The sequence below is a fragment of the Actinomyces oris genome, assembly GCF_001553935.1.
Classification (GTDB): domain Bacteria; phylum Actinomycetota; class Actinomycetes; order Actinomycetales; family Actinomycetaceae; genus Actinomyces; species Actinomyces oris_A.
The window spans coordinates 290,688-307,869 of the sequence record NZ_CP014232.1; the positions used below are offsets into that span (position 1 = coordinate 290,688).

19 protein-coding genes and 1 riboswitch are annotated in these 17,182 nt (G+C 69.8%); of the genes, 13 read left to right on the plus strand and 6 right to left on the minus strand.

Annotated elements, in window-relative coordinates; all coding sequences use genetic code 11:
• Positions 1 to 164: 164 nt before the first annotated feature.
• The 3 genes from AXE84_RS01265 to AXE84_RS01275 are packed head-to-tail and all read left to right on the plus strand — an operon-like array spanning position 165 to position 3,441.
• On the plus strand, positions 165 to 1,232 hold the full coding sequence (locus AXE84_RS01265; protein ID WP_060956559.1) for a biotin/lipoyl-binding protein: 1,068 nt from the start codon (positions 165 to 167) through the stop codon (positions 1,230 to 1,232).
• Positions 1,229 to 2,020 (plus strand): ABC transporter ATP-binding protein, encoded by a 792-nt coding sequence (locus tag AXE84_RS01270; protein ID WP_060956560.1) that lies wholly within the window; start codon positions 1,229 to 1,231, stop codon positions 2,018 to 2,020. The genes AXE84_RS01265 and AXE84_RS01270 overlap by 4 nt, the downstream gene beginning before the upstream one ends.
• Positions 2,017 to 3,441, plus strand: a complete 1,425-nt coding sequence (locus tag AXE84_RS01275) for an ABC transporter permease (RefSeq protein WP_060956561.1) — start codon at positions 2,017 to 2,019, stop codon at positions 3,439 to 3,441. Before AXE84_RS01270 ends, AXE84_RS01275 begins: the two co-directional genes overlap by 4 nt.
• Positions 3,442 to 3,510: 69 nt before the next feature.
• Here the strand turns inward: AXE84_RS01275 and AXE84_RS01280 are convergent, their stop codons facing one another.
• Positions 3,511 to 4,344, minus strand: coding sequence for an exodeoxyribonuclease III (locus AXE84_RS01280; protein ID WP_060956562.1), 834 nt, complete (start codon positions 4,342 to 4,344; stop codon positions 3,511 to 3,513).
• Positions 4,345 to 4,390: 46 nt separating this feature from the next.
• On the opposite strand from AXE84_RS01280, the gene AXE84_RS01285 reads away from it, so the two are divergent.
• The gene (locus AXE84_RS01285; RefSeq protein ID WP_039776068.1) at positions 4,391 to 4,696 is read left to right on the plus strand and encodes an acylphosphatase; all 306 of its coding nucleotides are present in this window, start codon (positions 4,391 to 4,393) and stop codon (positions 4,694 to 4,696) included.
• Positions 4,697 to 4,708: 12 nt separating this feature from the next.
• Positions 4,709 to 4,933, plus strand: coding sequence for a hypothetical protein (locus AXE84_RS01290; protein WP_010614682.1), 225 nt, complete (start codon positions 4,709 to 4,711; stop codon positions 4,931 to 4,933).
• A gap of 96 nt (positions 4,934 to 5,029) precedes the next feature.
• Here AXE84_RS01290 and AXE84_RS01295 read toward each other — a convergent pair whose 3' ends face one another.
• Complete coding sequence (locus tag AXE84_RS01295; protein WP_060956563.1) at positions 5,030 to 6,238, minus strand: choice-of-anchor L domain-containing protein; 1,209 nt, start codon at positions 6,236 to 6,238, stop codon at positions 5,030 to 5,032.
• Between the two features lie 335 nt (positions 6,239 to 6,573).
• On the opposite strand from AXE84_RS01295, the gene AXE84_RS01300 reads away from it, so the two are divergent.
• A complete protein-coding gene (locus AXE84_RS01300) occupies positions 6,574 to 8,484 on the plus strand; it encodes a glycoside hydrolase family 68 protein (RefSeq protein WP_060956564.1) in 1,911 nt (636 codons plus the stop codon).
• Positions 8,485 to 8,578: 94 nt separating this feature from the next.
• Here the strand turns inward: AXE84_RS01300 and AXE84_RS01305 are convergent, their stop codons facing one another.
• From AXE84_RS01305 to AXE84_RS01320, 4 genes are all read right to left on the minus strand, one after another.
• A complete protein-coding gene (locus AXE84_RS01305) occupies positions 8,579 to 10,321 on the minus strand; it encodes a glycoside hydrolase family 32 protein (RefSeq protein ID WP_060956565.1) in 1,743 nt (580 codons plus the stop codon).
• A gap of 42 nt (positions 10,322 to 10,363) precedes the next feature.
• Positions 10,364 to 11,260 (minus strand): bifunctional methylenetetrahydrofolate dehydrogenase/methenyltetrahydrofolate cyclohydrolase, encoded by an 897-nt coding sequence (locus AXE84_RS01310; RefSeq protein WP_060956566.1) that lies wholly within the window; start codon positions 11,258 to 11,260, stop codon positions 10,364 to 10,366.
• Complete coding sequence (gene glyA, locus AXE84_RS01315; RefSeq protein ID WP_060956567.1) at positions 11,257 to 12,567, minus strand: serine hydroxymethyltransferase; 1,311 nt, start codon at positions 12,565 to 12,567, stop codon at positions 11,257 to 11,259. The genes AXE84_RS01310 and glyA overlap by 4 nt, the downstream gene beginning before the upstream one ends.
• A gap of 64 nt (positions 12,568 to 12,631) precedes the next feature.
• Positions 12,632 to 12,717: riboswitch (ZMP/ZTP riboswitch) on the minus strand.
• Between the two features lie 104 nt (positions 12,718 to 12,821).
• Positions 12,822 to 14,027, minus strand: coding sequence for a GTP-binding protein (locus AXE84_RS01320; protein WP_060956568.1), 1,206 nt, complete (start codon positions 14,025 to 14,027; stop codon positions 12,822 to 12,824).
• Positions 14,028 to 14,082: 55 nt separating this feature from the next.
• Between AXE84_RS01320 and rpmB the strand changes: the two genes are divergently transcribed.
• The 7 genes from rpmB to AXE84_RS01355 all read left to right on the plus strand — a co-directional run bounded on the left by rpmB (position 14,083) and on the right by AXE84_RS01355 (position 17,173).
• Positions 14,083 to 14,322 (plus strand): 50S ribosomal protein L28, encoded by a 240-nt coding sequence (rpmB, locus tag AXE84_RS01325; protein ID WP_003789593.1) that lies wholly within the window; start codon positions 14,083 to 14,085, stop codon positions 14,320 to 14,322.
• Positions 14,319 to 14,492: a 50S ribosomal protein L33 gene (rpmG, locus tag AXE84_RS01330; protein ID WP_003789591.1), complete on the plus strand. Its 174-nt coding sequence runs from the start codon at positions 14,319 to 14,321 to the stop codon at positions 14,490 to 14,492. Before rpmB ends, rpmG begins: the two co-directional genes overlap by 4 nt.
• Positions 14,492 to 14,797, plus strand: coding sequence for a 30S ribosomal protein S14 (gene rpsN / locus AXE84_RS01335; protein ID WP_009405772.1), 306 nt, complete (start codon positions 14,492 to 14,494; stop codon positions 14,795 to 14,797). The genes rpmG and rpsN overlap by 1 nt, the downstream gene beginning before the upstream one ends.
• 145 nt (positions 14,798 to 14,942) lie before the next feature.
• Positions 14,943 to 15,233, plus strand: a complete 291-nt coding sequence (locus tag AXE84_RS01340) for a type B 50S ribosomal protein L31 (protein ID WP_009405515.1) — start codon at positions 14,943 to 14,945, stop codon at positions 15,231 to 15,233.
• A 2-nt stretch (positions 15,234 to 15,235) separates the two neighbouring features.
• Positions 15,236 to 15,358: a type B 50S ribosomal protein L36 gene (gene ykgO / locus AXE84_RS01345; protein WP_003782012.1), complete on the plus strand. Its 123-nt coding sequence runs from the start codon at positions 15,236 to 15,238 to the stop codon at positions 15,356 to 15,358.
• 138 nt (positions 15,359 to 15,496) lie between these two features.
• Positions 15,497 to 15,922 (plus strand): hypothetical protein, encoded by a 426-nt coding sequence (locus AXE84_RS01350; protein ID WP_009406036.1) that lies wholly within the window; start codon positions 15,497 to 15,499, stop codon positions 15,920 to 15,922.
• Positions 15,923 to 17,173 (plus strand): glutathionylspermidine synthase family protein, encoded by a 1,251-nt coding sequence (locus tag AXE84_RS01355; RefSeq protein ID WP_060956569.1) that lies wholly within the window; start codon positions 15,923 to 15,925, stop codon positions 17,171 to 17,173.
• The last annotated feature ends 9 nt before the right edge of the window (positions 17,174 to 17,182 follow it).

Here is a 17,182-nt window from a genome sequence, read left to right on the forward strand (position 1 = left end):
GAGCCTCCACGCCTGACGGCCATCAGTCCTCTCCAACCTCGGTTGGAGAGGACTGTCAGCATTCCTCCTTCAGGATGAGGTCAGACAACCGCCTGTGCCGTAGTCTCTGCGCGTATTAATCAGGAGCCCGGGGTCCCTTCCCGGTTCTGATCCCGCCGCCTTCCATGGAGGACGCCGTGAAGCGCTTCGTCTGGCCCGCCCTCAAGACCCTCATTGCGGTGATCGTCGCCGTCGCCCTGGTGAAGATCGCTTTCTTCCCCTCGCAGAGCGACGGTACGACCGCTGACATCTCCCCGGGTTACGCCGCCGACGTCAAGACCGTCCCCGTGACCAAAGGCAACATCTCCAACACGGTCTCGGTCAAGGGTCACATCGTTCAGGACGCCACGGTCGAGGTCCAGGCCGACCTGGCCGGCGTGGTGGACTCGGTCGCCGTGGAGAAGGACACCCAGGTCAGTGCCGGTGACCCGCTGCTCTACATCAAGCACTCCGAGTCCCAGCCCCCGGTGACCAAGACCGATGAGAACGGCAACGTCACCCAGACCCCAACCGAGGACAAGGTCACCTGGTCCACGATCTACGCCCCCGTCAGTGGCACCGTGACCCCCAAGGTCCTCAAGCAGCAGGAGACCGGCGTCGGCGTCGTCGTGGCCACCATCACCCCCGCGACCTACTCGGCCACCGGGACCGTCAGCGCGGCGCAGCAGTACCGGCTCACCAACGCTCCCACTGCCGCGACCCTGACCCTGGAGGGGGGCCCGGCGCCCTTCCAGTGCAACAACCTCAAGGTCGGTACCAAGGCCTCCACCTCCACGACCACCGGTGGGGACGGCTCGACGACGACTACCTCCGGTGACGGCACCAGCGTGGAGATGCGCTGTGCGGTTCCCGGCGACCAGAAGGTCTTCGCCGGTATGCCGGTGACCATCAGCGTTGACGCCGGCAGCGCCTCAGAGGCCCTGATGGTTCCAGTCACCGCTGTGGAGGGCAAGGTCGGCTCGGGCTTCGTGTGGCTGGTGCCCGAGTCCGGGGACGCCTCCAAGGCGGTCAAGACCGCTGTGAAGCTGGGGATCACGGACGGTACGAACATCCAGATCACCGCCGGCCTCAAGGCCGACCAGCAGGTCCTGCAGTTCGTCCCCAACAAGGACACGCGCCGCACCGGGACACCGGACACCTGCGAGCCGGACAACTCCGCCTGCTACGACTCCGAAGGCAAGGAGATCCTGTGAGCGGGCTGCTGGAGCTGCGGGAGATCACCCGTACCTTCACCGTCCCCGACTCCGAGCCCCTGCACATCCTCACGGGAGTCAACCTGAGCGTCTCCCCCGGTGAGCACGTGGCCATCGTGGGACGCTCGGGAACGGGAAAGTCCACCCTGCTCAACATCCTGGGTCTCATCGACAAGCCGACATCGGGCCACTACACGCTCTCGGGCACCGACACCTCCCGGCTCGGGGAGAGCCGCCGCGCCCACCTGCGGGGACAGACCTTCGGCTTCGTCTTCCAGTCCTTCAACCTCATCCCAGGACTGACCACCACCGAGAACGTGGCGGCACCCCTCCTGTACGACACCGGCAGGGCCTTCTGGACCCGCAGCGCACGGGCCGCCGAGCTGTTGGAGGCCGTAGGCCTGGGTGACAAGGTGGGCTCGCCCATCTCGCGCCTGTCGGGAGGCGAGCAGCAGCGGGTGGCCATCGCCAGGGCGCTGTCGCGCCGCCCCAGCGTCATCCTGGCTGACGAGCCCACCGGCGCCCTCGACGTCGACACCGGCAACTCGGTCATGACGCTCCTGGAGCGCCAGTGCGCCGAGAACGGTGCCGCCCTCATCATCATCACGCACGACCTGGCCGTGGCCGGCCGCGCTCACACCCAGTACCGGCTCGATCACGGCACCCTCACCCCGATCTCCGTCATGCGTCGCAAGGTCGGCAGCCTGGAGGAGTTCGGTGAGGTCGTCACCACCCCTCCGGCATCCCCCTACCCGTCCGCGCCCACCAGCCAAGAAGGAGCCTCATGAACGGCATTCTCACCGGATTCTTCGGCGCCATCGTCGAGGCCTGGGCCCAGCTGCGCATCGGCAAGCTGAGGGTCCTGCTATCGCTGGTGGGCGTGGCGGCGGCGGTGGCGGCCATGACCTTCGTCATCGCCCTGGGTCAGGTCTCCGTCGACGCCATCAACAAGGTCAGCGAGAAGTACACCGGCCGCCCGGGCACGGTGACGATCAACGTCAGCCCCACCGGCAAGGGCCTGGACCAGGCCCTCCAGGCCGACGACGCCCCCGAGTCGAGCACCGGCGCAGACTCAGGTGCCAGCGGCGGCAGTAGCGACGGTGCGGGCGGTACCGGCGGCGCAGGCAGTGCGGGCGCCGCAGGGGGCGCTGGTAGCGGGGGCGGAGGCTCCACGACCAGCGCTGCGACCGCGGCGAAGATCTCCTCGGCGATGAACAGCTTCGTCGAGCGCTACGAGGTCAAGTCCTGGGCGACGACCTACACCTCCAACGTGCGCTTCTCCTTCCCCGACGGCGCTCGGAGCGTGCCCACCCAGACCGTGAGCCTGAGCTACGGGCTCCTGCACCACAAGACCGTCTCCCAGGGGCGCTGGTTCACCGCGCAGGACGAGGACGACCTCTCCCCGAGCATGGTCGTCACCCAGGGATTCCTCGACGCACTGGGGATCCAGCAGCTCACCGAGCCGGTCACCATCACCTCCTTCTCCCCGGTGCAGACCTCCTTCACGATCGTCGGCGTCCTGGAGGCGGAGGACCTCTCCCTCATGGGCTGCAGCGGCGACCCCGAGCGGGACGCGGGCCTGCCGTGCACCCAGCCCGTGACCGCCTTCGCCCTCAACACGCCCTATGAGCACTGGCTGCCCAAGGACGCCGCCCGCCCCGCCCCCACGCTGGAGATCTGGGCCGGTCAGGACGGCGCGAAGGAGGTCGCCAGCCTGGCCAAGAAGGACCTGGACGCGCGCTTCGGTCAGGGCTCGACCCAGGCCGAGGACAACCTCCAGAGCGGTGGCCTCACCTCCAGCGCGAACACCTTCACCCAGGTGGTCACGGCCGCCGGCGTGTTCGTCATGCTGCTGGGGGCCCTGAGCCTGGTCAACATCTCACTGGTGACCGTGCGTCAACGCATCCACGAGATCGGGGTGCGACGCTCCTTCGGGGCGACGAGCCGACGCATCTTCTTCTCCATCATGCTGGAGTCGGTGGTGGCCACCGTGGTCGCCGGCGTCGTCGGCATCGGGATCGCCATCGTAGGGATGCGCTTCATGCCGCTGAGCACCTTCCTGGGCATCCCGGTGACCACGACCCCGCCCTTCCCCATGGTGGCGGCTGTCATCGGCCTGGTCGCGGCCACCGCCGTGGGCGCGCTGGCGGGCATCATCCCGGCGATCGTGGCCACCCGCATCCGGCCGATCGACGCGATCCGCTACTGAAAGGCCGTCGGGGTCGGGCCGAACAGGCACCCGACCCCGACGTGCTCTCCGAAAAGGTCAGCCGCGTCTTCAGCGGTACTCGACGACGAGCGGGGCATGGTCGGACCAGCGCGAGGCGTAGTCGGGCGCCCGGTCCACGGTGACGCTGTGGGCCCGCTCGGCCAGGGCGGGGGTGAGGACCTGGTAGTCGATCCGCCAGCCGGTGTTGTTGTCGAAGGCCTTGCCGCGCTGGGACCACCACGTGTAGGGCCCCTGCTCCTCATCCCCCACGAGGTGGCGCGAGGCGTCCACCCAGCCGGAGGCGAACCAGCCCTCCAAGTGGGCGATCTCCTCATCCATGACGCCGGCGATCTTGTTGTGGTTGGGCTTCCAGTTCTTGATGTCACGCTCGGAGCGCACCACGTTGAGGTCCCCGGCCATGACAACCTGGGACCCACCATCACGGGCGGCGGCCAGGAGCTCGGCCATGCGGGCATCGACGAGCTCGAGGTGGGCGTACTTCTGGTCCATCTTCTCGGTGCCCAGCTGGCCGGAATGCAGGTAGGCGGAGATGACGGTGAGCTGCTCGACGCCGTCGAGGCCGGCGAGGCTCAGGTCGGCCTCGAGCCAGCGGCCGGAGTCGACGTCGGGCTCCTCGGTGCCGGCAGCGGCAACGCCGTAGCGCAGCTCGCCGAGAGTGGCCGGGCCGCCCTCGCGCACGGCGACGCCCACGCCCGCACGCCCCTTGATACGGCAGGGCCAGATGGCGGCCTCGTAGCCGGGCAGGAGGTCGACGGCGATCTGCTCGTCGGCTCGGACCTCCTGGAGCAGGAGGATGTCGGGGGCGGAGGCGGCGAGCCACTCCCCCATGCCCTTGCGGGCGGCGGCCCGGATGCCGTTGACGTTGACGGTGGCGATACGCATGGCGGCAAGCCTACGCGCTCGGCCCTGAGCCTGAGACGATAGGTCCATGAGCGACGCCGGTAGGAGTGCCAGCACCGTGAGAACCGTTCACGTCCTGGTCCAGGGCACGGTCCAGGGGGTGGGCTTCCGCTACCACTGCGCCTACACCGCCCAGGAGCTGGGGGTGGTGGGACAGGTCCGCAACCTGCCCGACGGCGACGTCGAGGTCACAGCCCAGGGCGAGCCGGAGGCCGTGGGCCGGCTGATCACGTGGCTGAGGCGCGGCCCGCGGTGGGCCTCGGTGCGCCGGCTCACCGTCACCGACCTGCACGCCGGCTGCCTGGATGAGCGCAGGTTCGAGATCACCGGGTGAGAGGATCGGGCCATGGAACCCGACGACGCCCGGGCGCCGCGCAGCGCCCGACGAGTCGGCGTGTGGATGGCGGTTATCGTCATCGCCGCCGCCTTGCCCGTGCTGGCTCAGACCTCGCTGCTGTCCCGCGTCAGCACCCTGTTGTGGCTGGCCTCCATGCCGCTGTGCATCCTGGGCTGTGCGATGCTGGCCAAGGAGCTGGCGGCGCGTCGCGCCTCCCGGCCGGAGGAGGACTGAGCGCCCAACAGCGGTGAGCCGCAGACACAGACTGACGGGGCGGATGAGGAGAGCCTCATCCGCCCCGTCAGCCGTCTGCTGGTCGCAGTCTCGCTGTCAGCCGGTCTCAGAGCCGGTTAGGCGACGACGGCGCAGCATGAGCGCGACACCACCGCCGGCCAGGAGCAGCAGGGCGATGCCTCCCAGGAAGAGCGCCTGGGTTCCGGTCAGGGGCAGACCGGCCACCGTCTTCTTGGGGCTCGCGGTGGGCGAGGCGACGCTGTAGTCGGTCACGCCCGGCTTGCCCTGACCGGGCGGAGTGGCGGAGTCCTTGCCGTTGTTCGACCCGTTGGATCCGTTCCCGTTGGAACCCTTGCCGTTGCTGGGGATGTCACAGGTGCCGGCCTTGGCGTTGCAGGGGTCGGTGATCGGCTTGTCGGTGAAGCCCAGTCCCTGGGTGCGCAGGAGAACCGTGGAGTCGAGCTGACCGTCCTGGGCGTCGGCGATGGCCACGCGCACGTGCACCTTCTGCCCCGGGGTGACGGAGGCCTGGCAGGGCAGGGCGGAGGTGTAGCCGTTGAACTCCACGGGGATCTGTCCCGGGGTGTGTCCCGAGACATTGGCCGTGTAGTAGGCGGCGTTGGAGGACTCGTTGATCGAGGCGGCGCTCACGGCCGTCTGCGTGCCGGGGACGTGGGCGCACTCGGTGCCGTTGACCTGGATGCTCAGCGGATCCTTGTATCCGCGCGACTGCCAGGAGGCCGGGGTGCCCTCGGTGGCACCGGCGTACTCCTCGGAGCCGAGGCTGTAGTAGAGGACGATGTTGGAGCTGGTGGCGGTGACGTCGAACTCCAGGACGGCCTCGTCGTAGACGTCGGTGCCGGCTACCTTGGCCAGTCCCGCCGGGTCCTCGACGACGCCGAAGTCACCAGTGGTGTCCAGGGCGTCGTTGGGTCCCAGGACGGCGGAGCGGGTGATGTCGGTGTCGGAGTCGGCGGTGGGATCGGGGTCGATAAGGGAGCCGGTGGATAGGGCGACCCCCTCGGTGATGGCGTTGCCGTCACCAGGCAGTCCCTTGACCGTGCCGATCTGGACGTCCTTGCCGGAGACGGATGCGTTGGAGACTGTCGCCTTCGGACCGGCGACCATCTGGGCGAGGCTCTGAGCGCTCACCGTGGAGGTGTTGCGCAGGGAGGTGGTGGACTGCCCGGCTGTGTTCGATGCCGGGGCGGCCACAGCCGGACCGGCTGCAGCCAGGGCGAGCGCAGTCAGGAGAGCGGATGTTGGTGCGGATAACCGTCGCAGACGGATGGGAATGATACTCACAGGATCTCCGTTAGACACGGGGCCGCCCAGCGTTGAGCGACCACCTGAACCGACAGGCATGGGAGACCGAACAGCTCACGGAGAACGCGTTCAAGAATAACCGGACGATAAGACCTTTGCTTGTGGTCTATGTCACCAAAGTGCCGAAAACCTCAAGAAACCCTGAGAATGCAGGGGCTACGTCTTTGGTGGCAGTGTCCCGATATTGACAGAGCGGTCCAAAGACCTGTTCCTCCGCCCCCAGGTTCTCCTAAGGTTGGGCCTGGGAGATCACATAACAAAGGCTCACGGCGCACTGACACCCTCATCCCTCATGAGTAAGGACAGTACGGACAATGACCGTGACACACACTTCGTTCCGCGCCCGTCGCAGACGACTGGCCGTGGCGCTGACGCTCGGACTCCTGGTGGCCGGGTCCGGCACCACTGCGCTCGCCGATGAGGCACCTTCCCCCAGCACCTCCCCCACCGCCACCGCTACTGCCGAGGCCTCGCCCGAGGCGGGAGCGGACCAGAAGAACGACCAGTCCCCTGCCAACCAGGCGCAGGCGAGCCAGAGCCCCACCGAGCAGGCACAGGCGGGCCAGAGCGACCAGCAGGCCGCCGGCGGAGCCGCGGCCCAGAACGCGAAGGGATTCAAGGCCGATAACCCCGGCTGGGCTAACGCCACCAAGCACACCGGTGCGGCACACGGGGTCGAGGAGAACTACACCGCCAAGTGGACCCGCGCCGACGCCATGCAGATCCAGCGCGTCTCCAACCCCAATGCGCCGTCGGGCACCAACTCGATGCCCGAGCAGGTCACGATGCCGGAGATCTCCAACGGCTTCCCGGCCACGAGCGAGGACGTGTGGGTGTGGGACACCTGGACGCTGACCGATGAAGCCGCCCACCAGATCTCCTACAACGGCTGGGAGATCGCCTTCTCCCTGGTGGCCGACCGGCACGCCGGCTACACCTTCGACGACCGCCACACCCACGCGCGACTGGGCTTCTTCTACCGCAAGGCCGGCACGCAGACCTCCTCGGCCGACGGCGCAGGCAGCTCCAACGGCGGCTGGATCTACGGCGGACACGTCTTCCCCGACGGCGCCTCCGGCTCGATCTTCGAGGATCAGAGCTTCACGGCCCAGACCGAGTGGTCCGGCTCGGCCCGCCTCATGGAGGGCAACAAGATCCGCATGTTCTACACCTCGGTGGCCTTCTACAACACCGCCACCGGTGGCAGTGGCGACAAGGGCTACGGTCAGGACGGCAACGGCGGGTCCTCCAAGCCCTACGATCCGCGGATCGTGCAGTCCGAGGGGCGCATCTACGCTGACGAGAGCGGCGTGTGGCTCACCGGGTTCCGCACCCAGCACCAGCTTCTCGTCCCGGACGGCAAGTACTACCAGACCCGCGAGCAGAACCCGGGCGTGAACTTCCGCGACCCCTTCACCTTCCGCGACCAGAACAACCCCTCGGACCCCACCGAGTACATGGTCTTCGAGGGCAACTCGGCCTTCGTCCGTGAGCAGCAGTACGTCGACGCCGCGGCCAAGGCCGGGCAGAACACCACTCTGGCCACCTGCACCGCGGAGGACCTCGGCTACGAGCAGGGCGATCCCAAGGCCGAGACGGTCGAGGCGGTCAACCAGCGCGGCGGCCGCTACCAGCTGGCCAACGTGGGTCTGGCCCGGGCGAAGAACAAGGCGATGACCCAGTGGGAGTACCTGCCTCCGCTGCTGAGCGGCAACTGCGTCAACGATCAGACTGAGCGGCCGCAGATCTACTTCCAGGACGGCAAGTACTACCTGTTCACGATCTCGCACCGGGAGACCTACGCCGACGGGCTCCAGGGACCTGAGGGCGTCTACGGCTTCGTGGGCGACGGGCTGCGAAGCGACTACAAGCCGCTCAACCAGAACACGGGTATCGCGCTGGGCAACCCCATCAACCTCAACTTCAACCCGGGCAAGCCCTACTCGCCGGACTTCAACCAGAGCCCGTACACCTTCCAGTCCTACTCGCACTACGTCATGCCCGGCGGCCTGGTGGAGTCCTTCATCGACTCCATCGGCGGCAACAAGGACGGCAACCCGGTGCGTGGAGGCTCGCTGGCCCCGACGGTGAAGCTCACCATCTCCGGGGACACCACCTCGGTGGACCGCACCTACGGCACCAACGGCTTGGGGGGCTTCGCGGACATCCCCTCCGACAGGGCCCGCTCCAACGGCGGTGACACCCGCCCGCAGCGCCTGAAGTAGGCGTCGCCCCGAGCGTCACTGCTTGAGCAGGAGGTGGGGTCGTCGGAATCTTCCGGCGGCCCCACCTCCTCGTCGTCGTAGTCCTGCGGCGCCCTTACAGGGCTGCGGCCAGAGGGGTGAGGCTTCCGGAGGTGATGGTGGCCGTGCCCTTGGCTCCCAGGACGATCTCCTGGCAGGAGGGGGCGGTGAAGACCAGGAGGCTACCGACTGTGGCGCCGTCGTCGACGAAGACCTCGAGGCTGGAGCGGTCCAGGTAGAGGTGCAGACGCACTGTGGAGCCGGCGGGGCGGTACTGCGTCTGGCGGCGCAGGGCGAAGTCGGTGGTGGTCCCCTCGTCCTTGCCGTCGACCTGCGTGAGCCCGCCGTCGGTGCGGTCCAGGTAGAGGGTGCCGGCCGAGACGTTGACGCCGACGCGCACCTCCTGGGTCTTGCCGTCGACCTCCCCGCGGGCCAGGCCCAGCCAGGCCTCGGAGGCCTGGGAGATATCCAGCGTCAGGTCGATCTCGACCGTGCGGCCCGAGCCTAGAGCCGTCACCGTGTCGGTGGCCTTGAGGCCGGCGAGGTCGGTGGCCCGCCCGCGCAGGGCGTCGAGCTCGGGGACGGGTTTCTGCACGAGGGTGCGCTTACCGCCAACGGTGGTCAGGGACAGCTCGCGCGGGATGCTCATCTCACCGCGCCAGTCCCCAGTGGGCAGCGAGTAGGGGTAGTTCCAGTTGCCCAGCCAGGCCATCCACACGCGGCGGCCCTCGACGTGCTCGAAGCTCTGGGCGGCGTAGAAGTCCTGGCCGACGTCGGTGAAGCGGGTGTCGCGGTCCTCGGGGAAGAAGACGGAGCCGTCGAAGTCGCCGATGAAGTACTGGGCGGTGGAGCCGCCCGTCTCCTCGTTGGCTCCCACCGAGAGGGTCATGACCCAGCGGGTGCGCCCGTCGCTGGAGTCGGTCAGGGGGAAGAGGTCGGGGCACTCCCACACGGCGGCGTGCGAGCCGATGCCCTGGCCGAAGTCGCTGGCGTGACTCCAGGCCTTGAGGTCGGTGGAGCGGAAGAGGGAGACGTGGTCCCCGGCGGAGACAATCATGATCCAGGCCTTGGAGTCCTCGTGCCAGAAGACCTTGGGGTCGCGGAAGTCCTTGCGCCCGTCGTTGGGGATGACGGGGTTGCCGGAGAAGCGCCGCCAGCTCCTCCCCCGGTCGGTGGAGTAGGCCAGGGACTGGGCCTCACCGCCCTCGGTGGAGGTGTAGACGGCCACCATGCCGCCGCCCTTGACCAGGCCGGAGGTGTCGGCGCCGTCGACGACGCAGCTGCCGGACATGGCCAGGCCCTGCGCGTCGTGCTTCAGGGCCGTCCCCTGGCGCTTCCAGTGCACCATGTCAGGGCTGATCGCGTGGGCCCAGGTGCCGTCCTGCTGGTGGAAGAGGTGGTACTCGCCCTCGTAGAGGACCAGGCCGTTGGGGTCGGCGAGATTCCCCGTGGCGGGGCTGTAGTGGTAGGCGGGGCGGTAGGCGGCCGAGGCCGCCGAGTCGGTGGCCGTGGGCGTCGGCGAGCTCCGGCGCCCCGTGGTGCAGCGCACCAGGATGGCTCCGCCCACGATGAGAGCGCCGGCACCAACCGCGCCGAGGATCAGGGTCCGACGCCGCAGGCCGGTCCCGTGCGGCTGCGGGGCCTGGGAGCCGGTCGCCTCCGGCGAGGGCGACACAGGCGCCGTGTCCGCGGGGGTCGGCGGACACACCTCCGGCTGAGTCGGCGCAGGTTCCGAGGAGCTCGGGGAGCCTGCCGACTCAGCCGGATGGGTGGGGTGGTCAGGATGGGAGGGATGGGCGCCGTGGGACTCGTCCGTCATGGCCTCAAGGTTATCGGCCGGTCGGGCGAGCGGCGACGTCCCTCAGAGCGAGCGCTCCGCGGTCTCGACCACGTTGGCCAGCAGCAGGGCGCGGGTCATGGGGCCCACGCCGCCGGGGTTGGGCGAGAGCCAGGAGGCCACCTCGTCGACGCCGTCGGCGACGTCACCGGCGATGCGACCCTTGCCAGTGGCCGGATCGACGACGCGCGAGACGCCCACGTCCAGGACGACGGCGCCGGGGGCGACCATCTCCGGGGTGATGATGCCGGGGCTGCCGGCCGCGGAGATGACGACGTCGGCCCGGCGCACGTGCTCGGCCAGGTCCGTGGTTCCGGTGTGGCAGATGTCCACGGTGGCGTTGACGTCCTTGCGGCCCAGGAGCAGGCCGATGGAGCGGCCCACCGTGACCCCGCGGCCGACGACGCACACGTTGCGGCCGGCCAGGTCGATGCCGTGACGCTCCATGAGCTCGATGCAGCCGCGCGGCGTGCAGGGCAGGGGCGAGTCGATGGGCCCCGAGGCCCGCAGCACCAGGCGCCCCAGGTTGGTGGGGTGCAGGCCGTCGGCGTCCTTGTCCGGGTCGACGCGCTCCAGGATCGCGTTGGTGTCCACGCCCGCCGGCAGCGGGAGCTGGACGATGTAGCCGGTGCAGGCGTCATCCGCATTGAGGCGGTCGACGGCGGCCTCAACCTCGGCCTGGGTGGCGGTGGCCGGCAGGTCCTCGCGGATGGAGAGGATGCCGACCTCGGCGCAGTCGGCGTGCTTGCCGGCGACGTACTTGACGCTGCCGGGGTCCTCCCCCACCAGGACCGTGCCCAGGCCGGGGGTGACGCCGCGCTCGCGCAGTGCCGTCACGCGTTCCTTGAGCTCGGCCTTGAGGGCGGCGGCCGTGGCCTTGCCGTCCAGGACCCGGGCCGCCCCGTTCCAGGGAGCCCTCACTGGGCCAGCCCCGGGTAGAGGGGGAAGGCGTCGGTCAGGGCGCGCACGCGACCGCGCAGGGCGGCCAGGGTCTCGTCGTCGGCGGTGCCGGCGGCGCCGTGGACGAGGGTGGCGGCGATGATGTCGGCGACCTCGGTGAACTCGGCGTCGCCGAAGCCGCGGGTGGCCAGGGCGGGGGTGCCGATGCGCAGGCCGGAGGTGACGCGCGGGGGACGCGGGTCGAAGGGGACGGCGTTGCGGTTGACCGTGATGCCGGCGGTGTGCAGGAGGTCCTCGGCCTGCTGGCCGTCCAGGGAGGAGTCGCGCAGGTCCACCAGCACCAGGTGCACATCGGTGCCGCCGGTGACCAGGCTGACGCCGGCGGCACGCACGTCGTCGGCTCCCAGGCGCTCGGCGATGATGGCGGCGCCGCGCACGGTGCGCTCCTGGCGCTCGCGGAACTCCTCGGTGCCGGCGATCTTCATGGCCACGGCCTTGGCGGCGATGACGTGCATGAGGGGGCCGCCCTGCTGGCCGGGGAAGACGGCGGAGTTGAGCTTCTTGCCCCACTGCTCGGCGCGGCTGGACAGGAGCATGCCGGAGCGGGGGCCGCCCAGGGTCTTGTGGACGGTGGTGGACACGACGTCGGCGTGCGGGACGGGGTTGGGGTGCAGGCCGGCGGCAACGAGCCCAGCGAAGTGGGCCATGTCGACCCACAGGGCGGCGCCGACCTCGTCGGCGATGGAGCGGAAGGCGGCGAAGTCGAGGTGACGGGGGTAGGCCGACCAGCCGGCGATGATGACCGCGGGGCGCTCGCGCAGGGCGGCCTCGCGCACCTGGTCCATCTCGATGCGCATGGTGGTCTCGTCCACGCCGTAGGCGGTGGCGTTGTAGTTCTTGCCGGAGAAGTTGATCTTCATGCCGTGGGTGAGGTGGCCGCCGTGGGCCAGGGACAGGCCCAGGAGGGTGTCGCCGGGGGTGGCCAGGGCGTGGAGGACGGCGGCGTTGGCCTGGGCACCGGAGTGGGGCTGGACGTTGGCCCACTCGGCGTCGAAGACGGCCTTGGCACGCTCGATGGCCAGGGACTCGGCGACGTCGACGACCTCGCAGCCGCCGTAGTAGCGGCGCCCCGGGTAGCCCTCCGCGTATTTGTTGGTCAGGACCGAGCCCTGGCACTCCAGGACCGCACGGGGAACGAAGTTCTCCGAGGCGATCATCTCCAGGGTCTCGCGCTGGCGGGTGAGCTCGCCGGTGAGGACCTCGGCGATGTCGGGGTCGAGCTCGGCCAGGGGCTGGTTCAGGGACGGGGTGACGGCTTGCGCGGTCATGTCTCTCCTCAGGTGTCAGGCGCAGGCCGCGGTGACGCGGCGGCCGTGCGCGCACTGGTGGGCGATCCGTGGCCCAGGCGGGCGACCCCGGAGTCGTGTTCGTGCCGCTCCCCGGTGGTGATCCACCCGGCGCCAGTCGCGACAGGAACACCCTACCGTGCCGGAGCGGAGCCGTGCCCGTCCCGGGCCGCACCGCGTTGTCCTGCGCCGCGCTGTGGCGCCTCGGGGAGGGGCTCGCACCACGGGGCGAGCGCTCAGCCCTCCGGGTCCTCCTGCCCGAACCAGTCGCCCAGACCGTCGTCGGCGCCGATCCAGGCCAGGGCCTGGGCCATCTCTTCAGGGCGCAGGAGGATCCTGGAGAAGGCGCGGCGCACCTGCTCGCGCATCTCCTCGTCACCCACGCCGGTGACCACGAGGTGACAGCGGGGCTCGGCGGACGCGTCGTCGCCGGCGCCGGCGGGGGCGGCCGGGACCTCCGCCCAGGTGCCGGCGTCGCCGACGCTCACGGCACCCCCGGCGACCTCCCAGGTGCAGACCCGGCCGGGGCGGCTGGGCAGCCAGAAGCAGCCGCGAGCGCACAGCCCCTGGCCGGCGAGCTCGACGACCAGGGAGCGCAGGCGCTCGGGGTGGAAGGGCAGGGAGGCGCTGAGGTCGAGGGTCCACACGCCGTGCTCGTCGGGGCCACCCCAGGCGCTGGTGGTGGCGGGGTGGATGCGGCTCAGGGAGGCGGCGGCGTCGTGGGTGAGGGAGGTGAGGGCCTCCAGGAGGGGTGCGTCGAGCCCCGGGAGCAGGAGGGTGTCGTGGGGGCGCAGGTGCTCGATGAGGTCGGCCCCGGCCGGGTTCTCGTCGCGCCCCAGGGCCAGGACGAGGTCGGCGTAGCCGAGGTTGGTCAGGTGGACGGCGCCCGTGCAGCGACAGTCGCCGGGGAAGGCGCTCAGCTGGCGGTGCTCGAGGAGCTCGTCCAGGGCGGTGGTGGCGTCCAGGACGTGGGCGGCTCCGGCCAGTCTCACCCCGGTGCCGGCGAGCTCCTCGGCCAGGCCGGGCAGGAGGTGGGCGAGCTCGATGGCCGCCGGCAGGAGGATGACGGTGGTGCCGCCCGGCTCCTGGGCGGCGCGGTCCTGAGCGACGGCGACCAGGACCTCCCGCAGGGAGCAGGTGGGGCAGGTGTAGGGCATGGGGACGTCGAGGCGCACCGGCTCGTCGTCGAAGCCGTCGGCCGAGCTGTGGCTGACGAGCCGGACCAGGTCGTCATCGGTGTCGCTGCTGCCGGCATCGTCGTCGGCGCCGAAGTGGAGTCCGGCGCGGATGACGACGGCGTCCTGGCCGGCCAGGGCGAGGTCGACCAGGTCCAGCAGGGCGGGGTCGACGGCGCCGATGACGGCCAAGGTGTGCCGGCCGTCGGCCGGGGAGCCGGGGATGTCAGCGCGGTTGCCGGCAAAGTCATCCGAGGGATCGGTCACGAGGTCCTCCAGCAGAGTTGACGAAACTGAGAATCATTCTTATATCATGCTCGTCATGACCACCTACTGCCAAGTCACGGGAGCCCGGCCTGTCTTCGGCCGGTCCGTCTCCCACTCCCACAAGCGCACGCCCCGACGCTGGGACCCCAACCTGCAGCGCAAGCGCTACTGGGTGCCGTCCCTGGGGCGCACCGTGCGCCTGACGGTGTCCGCCAAGGGCATCCGCACGATCGACAAGCTGGGCATCGACGTCGTCGTGGCTCAGATGCTCGCCCGAGGGGAGAAGCTGTCATGAGCGGGGCCAAGGGGAAGGACCTGCGGCCGATCATCAAGATGGTCTCCACTGCGGGGACGGGCCACACCTACGTGACCCGTAAGAACCGCCGCAACACCCCTGACCGGCTGGTGCTGCGCAAGTTCGATCCGGTGGTGCGCCGGCACGTGGAGTACAAGGAGTCGCGCTGATGGCCAAGAAGTCCAAGATCGCCGCCGAGCTGCGGCGTCAGCAGGTGGTGGAGCGTTACGCCGAGCGTCGCGCCGAGCTCAAGCGGGCCTCGGTCAACCCTCACCTGAGCCAGGCCGAGCGCGATGAGGCCATGGCGGCACTGCACGCGCTGCCCCGCGACGCCTCCCCCACTCGTCTGCGTCGGCGCGACGCGGTGGACGGTCGCCCGCGCGGGCACCTGCGCGTCACCGGGACCTCCCGGGTGCGTTTCCGCGAGATGGCGCTGCGCGGCGAGCTGCCGGGCATCGTCAAGTCCTCCTGGTAGGCGGGTGCGGGCGGGGCGGGTCTGTGGGCCCGCACCCGCCGGGGCCTGCGGCGCAGCGCAGCCTCAGCCGCTCCCCTCTCAGCACCGCCGCCGGCATTCGTTCACCACGTCAGTTCTCATATTCACCCCCATCCAAGGAGCTCGTATGCGCCCTGGGATCCACCCCAGCTACCAGCCCATCGTCTTTCGCGACAAGTCCGCCGGATTCGCCTTCCTGACCCGTTCGACCCTGACATCGTCGGAGACCATCGAGTGGGAGGACGGCAACACCTACCCGGTCTACGACGTCGAGGTCTCCAGCGCCTCGCACCCGTTCTGGACCGGCCAGGGCCGCATCCTCGACACGGCGGGCCGCGTGGAGAAGTTCGAGCGCCGCTACGGCAAGCGCGCCCACCCCGGCGCCAAGCCCGCCACCGCCGCCAAGAAGGGAGCCTGAGCATGAAGGTTCGTGCCTCAATCCGGTCCCTGGCCAAGCAGCCGGGGTCCAAGGTGGTCCGACGCCGCGGCCACACCTACGTCATCAACAAGAAGAATCCCCGCCTCAAGGCCCGCCAGGGCTGAGCGGCCCCATGGCCCCCGTATGGGGGCCATGGGGAGCGCTGCCGTGCCAGCGCCGTTGTCGAGCGCGGCGCCCGCCCCTAGGCTAGGGCCGTATGGCGTCGGGCTCCCTGTTCCCGCGCGGCGCAGGAAGGACGAGGGATGCACACGAGGATCCAAGGCCAACGGGTCGTGGTCTCCGCCGTCACCGCCGCCGCAGCGGCGCTGTGGATCGGGGGGATCGCCGGCTGCGCCTCCGACAACGGCAACACCGACGCCGACTACGTCAAGGTCTGCAAGGATCCCGCCACGGGGGAGCGCGTCGAGGACAAGAAGTGCGACGACGACACGGGCCCGGCCTCCCACTCCCACTCCCACCCCCACTGGGTCTACATGCCGATCTCGCGCGGCTCCTCGGTGAGCGCGCCCGGGGTCGGGCAGAAGGTGCCCTCGGGGTACAGCGACTCCAAGCCGTCGTCGAGCAGCAAGGTCACCACCTCGGACCGCTCAGGGGGCTCCTACTCGCGGGGCTCGGGCACCCGCCACGGGGGCTTCGGCTCGGGCTCCAAGGGCGGATCGGGGTCCTGAGTGCAGCGCGTCCCATCCTCACCGCGCCCCGGGTGGCGCGACACCATCGCCCACCAGGGCCTCGTCTTCTCCGAGACCACCGACCCCGCCACGGGGATCAGCACGAGCTACTGGAACGAGTTCGCCTGCTACGAGCTGACCATGGACGAGGTCGACCTCCTGGAGCGCACCAGCGAGAACCTCCACATGATGGCCAAGGACGCCGCCGGCTTCCTCGCCGAGGAGTCGCTCAAGCCGGGCTCGCCCTTCAACCTGGGCATCCCGCGAGAGGCCATCGAGTACGCCACGGTCTCCCTCGACCGCGACGACCCCTCGCTCTACTCGCGCTTCGATCTCATCTACTCGGGCAACGACGGGCGGCCGCCCCGGATGCTGGAGTACAACGCGGACACCCCCACGGGGCTGGTGGAGGCCGCCCTCATCCAGTGGTACTGGCACGAGGACGTCCATCTGAAGGCGGGCGTGACCGGCATCGACCAGTGGAACGGCATCCACGAGGAGCTCATCGCCCAGTGGGGCCGCATCGACGACCACCTCGGGCGCCTCCACGGCCTGCGCCCCCACATGTACCACTTCGCCTACACCGACGCCGATGACTCCGGCGAGGACCTCATGACCACGGGCTATCTCATGGACACCGCCATCCAAGCGGGCCTGACCAGCACTCTCGTGGAGATGAAGCAGCTCGGGCTGGACAGGGAGACCGCCCGCTTCACCGATGGGAAGAACAGGCACCTGGAGGCCATCTTCAAGCTCTACCCGTGGGAGGAGATGATGTTCGAGGAGTTCGGCCCCGCGATCTGCGCGCTCAAGCCGGACTACTGGTTCCAGCCCGCCTGGACGATGTTCCTGTCCACCAAGGCGCTCAGCGCGGCGCTGTGGCACCTCTACCCGAACCACCCCAACCTCATCCCCACTTACATGTACCCCGATGAGGCCCGCGCCCGACACGACACGATGGGCATGTCCGAGTACGTCATCAAGCCCCTGCACGCCCGCGAGGGCGCGAACATCGAGCTGCACGGGGAGGGCCGGCACATCGTCCAGCCCGGCGGCTGGGGCATCGAGGGCTATGTCATCCAGGAGTTCTGCAAGCTCCCCGACTTCACCGGCTCCGATCGCCTGCACAACCGCCCGGTCCTGGGCACATGGATGGTGGGCGACGAGTGCTACGGCCTGGGCATCCGCGAGTCCGACGGCCCCATCACGGACTACTACTGCCGGTTCGTGCCCAACCGGATCCGCCTCTAGGCGCCGGGA

What these genes read in the sequence shown, in the direction of transcription:
- AXE84_RS01265 (WP_060956559.1), top strand. Translation starts at nt 165, where the DNA reads ATGGAGGACGCCGTGAAGCGCTTCGTCTGGCCCGCCCTCAAGACCCTC.
- AXE84_RS01275 (WP_060956561.1), top strand. Translation starts at nt 2,017, where the DNA reads ATGAACGGCATTCTCACCGGATTCTTCGGCGCCATCGTCGAGGCCTGG.
- AXE84_RS01280 (WP_060956562.1), bottom strand. Translation starts at nt 4,344, where the DNA reads ATGCGTATCGCCACCGTCAACGTCAACGGCATCCGGGCCGCCGCCCGC.
- AXE84_RS01285 (WP_039776068.1), top strand. Translation starts at nt 4,391, where the DNA reads ATGAGCGACGCCGGTAGGAGTGCCAGCACCGTGAGAACCGTTCACGTC.
- AXE84_RS01290 (WP_010614682.1), top strand. Translation starts at nt 4,709, where the DNA reads ATGGAACCCGACGACGCCCGGGCGCCGCGCAGCGCCCGACGAGTCGGC.
- AXE84_RS01300 (WP_060956564.1), top strand. Translation starts at nt 6,574, where the DNA reads ATGACCGTGACACACACTTCGTTCCGCGCCCGTCGCAGACGACTGGCC.
- AXE84_RS01305 (WP_060956565.1), bottom strand. Translation starts at nt 10,321, where the DNA reads ATGACGGACGAGTCCCACGGCGCCCATCCCTCCCATCCTGACCACCCC.
- glyA (WP_060956567.1), bottom strand. Translation starts at nt 12,567, where the DNA reads ATGACCGCGCAAGCCGTCACCCCGTCCCTGAACCAGCCCCTGGCCGAG.
- rpmB (WP_003789593.1), top strand. Translation starts at nt 14,083, where the DNA reads ATGACCACCTACTGCCAAGTCACGGGAGCCCGGCCTGTCTTCGGCCGG.
- rpmG (WP_003789591.1), top strand. Translation starts at nt 14,319, where the DNA reads ATGAGCGGGGCCAAGGGGAAGGACCTGCGGCCGATCATCAAGATGGTC.
- rpsN (WP_009405772.1), top strand. Translation starts at nt 14,492, where the DNA reads ATGGCCAAGAAGTCCAAGATCGCCGCCGAGCTGCGGCGTCAGCAGGTG.
- AXE84_RS01340 (WP_009405515.1), top strand. Translation starts at nt 14,943, where the DNA reads ATGCGCCCTGGGATCCACCCCAGCTACCAGCCCATCGTCTTTCGCGAC.
- ykgO (WP_003782012.1), top strand. Translation starts at nt 15,236, where the DNA reads ATGAAGGTTCGTGCCTCAATCCGGTCCCTGGCCAAGCAGCCGGGGTCC.
- AXE84_RS01350 (WP_009406036.1), top strand. Translation starts at nt 15,497, where the DNA reads ATGCACACGAGGATCCAAGGCCAACGGGTCGTGGTCTCCGCCGTCACC.